At 46.2% G+C, this 2605-nt stretch carries 3 protein-coding genes; 2 read left to right on the forward strand and 1 reads right to left on the reverse strand.

Annotation, left to right across the window (positions count from 1 at the left end; translation table 11 throughout):
- Positions 1 to 370: PAQR family membrane homeostasis protein TrhA (gene trhA / locus AC1DUA_RS33150; protein WP_477503785.1), on the forward strand; the 370-nt coding region annotated here is incomplete at its 5' end.
- Between the two features lie 148 nt (positions 371 to 518).
- Here trhA and AC1DUA_RS33155 read toward each other — a convergent pair.
- Complete coding sequence (locus AC1DUA_RS33155) at positions 519 to 1412, reverse strand: AraC family transcriptional regulator (protein WP_477503786.1); 894 nt, start codon at positions 1410 to 1412, stop codon at positions 519 to 521.
- A 301-nt stretch (positions 1413 to 1713) separates the two neighbouring features.
- Between AC1DUA_RS33155 and AC1DUA_RS33160 the strand changes: the two genes are divergently transcribed.
- Positions 1714 to 2605 (forward strand): glycosyltransferase family 2 protein (locus AC1DUA_RS33160; protein WP_477503787.1); only part of this gene is annotated, 892 nt, incomplete at its 3' end.

Consider the following 2605-nt stretch of genomic DNA (forward strand, 5'->3'; position numbering starts at 1 on the left):
CATGATTACTTTCATGATTACTTTGCAGGGTAATTTAGGCTACTCCATGCTGGGGGTGATCTGGGTGCTCGCATTTGGAGGCGTGCGTTACATCAAGTTCATCATTCGGCGATTTATCCCATGGGGACTGTTCCTATACTTGCTGCTAGCTGGTTTCATGGCTTCGTTGATTTTACCGCTGCAAGAAAGGCTTCCTCTAGTGGCTATCACTTGGATCGTCGCCGGCGTTGTCCTGTACAGCATTGGATTGCTATTCTTTCTATGGCGGAAATTGCGCTATCATCATCTGGTTTGGCATGTGTTCGTCGTTGCCGGCAGCAGCTGCCATTTCATTGCGGTGTACACCTATGTGATGCCGGCCGTACTTTAATTTACAGGCTAGGGCCGATTCGGTTAATGGCGCAACGTCACGGATTTCACGCCAGATGCGCTCGGCGCTCGCCTGCTTGCTCCAAATTGCAAAGTGCTATATCGCCACAGCCGCGGGTGCCCTGATTGACGCAAACAGCGCAGCACAGTTAGGTAGGCAACAGTCGCCTCCGGACTTCTGAAGGCGGATAACTCTTATATTTTTTATAAAGTTTTGTAAAATAGTTCGCGTTCCCGCAGCCGATTCTCTCGGCAACCTCAGTTACGGTCCACTCCGTTTCACGCAGTAGACGGTCTGCTTCGTTAATACGCAGCCAATTGACAAAATCCACAAAAGTGCGTCCTGTCAGCTTTTTAAAAGTTTTGCAAAAATGGTACGGGTTGAGGTTGACCATCCTCGCAGCTTGTTCAACAGAGAGCGGCTCCGCAAGATGAGCTTCAATGTGCTGAATTAATGGCTTGAATGACTCTGAATGCCGCAGGGGAGCAGGTTTATCCACGAACTTGTCAGGCAGGAATTGCCTGGAGAGCAAAGCGAAAAGCAGATGAAAGTTATGTTTGATGACAAGCTCGTAAGCAGCGGCTTGGTGCTCATACTCATCCGTTGATTCACGAATGAGCCGACGAAAAGGGGCTCCTCGTTCGTCGCTTGCGCCAAGCCTTGCAGGCAGCTGCGCGCGTCCGTCCAAGAAAGGCAGCATATACCGCTCATAGACAGGATCGGAGTGCAGCATGCGCAGGAGGGAAGCGTTGAAGACAACGGCTACGAATTCCACGTCTTCATCGGATGCGTTATARCCAACATGGAGCGCTCCGGCAGGGACGAACAGCAGGTCACCGGCACTCGCCTCATATGGACGGCTATCGATATGAAACTGCGCTTTGCCAGCCTGCATATCGATAATTTCGAAGTGCTCATGCCAATGGAGAGATAAGATTGTGTCGTCCTTTTTCGCCATTCGGGATCGGTTTCGGTAAAAGCGGATTGGATAGTTGCTGTCCCAGAGAGGTGTTTTCTCTCTTAAATCTTGAGGATAAGTCATGCGCTGCCTCACTTTCTAGTTGTGCGAGAAATAACGATTTTAAAGCAAGATTAGATAGAAATATTGAAATAATGCTCATTATTTTGGGATTGTGCCTTCATTTTAGAACAAGATTGGTGTGGTTTTCAATAGCAGATAGATTCAATTATTAATAGTGTTCGAAATGTGAGATTTACTGACAAATATCGAAAATATAAACTATCCATATATTCCAATTCAGTTGGAATTTACTCGAAAAGGAAGGGGGATCCGTTACAGTCAGGTTCTTACTTGAAGCCATAATTTATTTGGAGGAGATAACATGCAACACACAGTGATAGTACCAGTGAATCAAGACTATGCCATTCTGAACTTGTTTACGGATTCATTGCTGAGAACGGTAAGTCCATCAACCCAAATAATATTCATTAACGACGGATCAGGCGCAGCCGTCAAACAACACCTCCATAAGCTGCAATCGGAAAGCAGAGATGGAGTAACAATCGAGATACTAGAGCACGACTATCCGCTAGGATGTTCGGTTTCTATTAACAGTGCGCTCAGAATCGCGCAAGGCGAGTATATTTATTTCTTGGACTCAGATACGATGTTGAATCATGGTTGGCAGAAGCTGATGAGTGAAACATTAAATAGCAATAACGAGATTGGCATGGTTGGCGGTGTGCTGTTATACCCTCAGACCGGTGGTATTCAACATTGTGGTATCGCATTTACAGACTCTATCGGGCGGCATTTGTTCCTGAATGCTTCACCTTCGGATATTCCCCAAGAAACGTTTTCTGTGCAGCTTGTCGTATTTGCTATGTTTGGTATGAAGCGGGAAGTCTATCAAGCAGTAGGCGAATTGGATGAGGAATTTTTTAACGGATATGAAGATTTTGATTATCAAATGAGAGCCAGAGCTGAAGGATATGATATCGTCATTAATCCTGAGATTACAGCTTATCATTGGGAGCGGAGCAGTGGGATTCACCGCAGTCATAACCGTAAAAACAACCTTGGGCGCTTCTGGAAAAAATGGGGAAGCGAAATTAAAGCCGATATTTGGCCTTTTATGCTAGAACGTTTGCAAAAGCATCTTAAAGAAGAAACGATTGTATCGGCTCTCCCGATGATAGGAGTTGATCTGGCGGAGGTTCGGGCTGATGCCGATACATTCTGGAAGCGATTGGAGGGGGCTGACATCTGCAAGG

The sequence above is a fragment of the Paenibacillus sp. 01T422 genome (genome assembly GCF_056398785.1).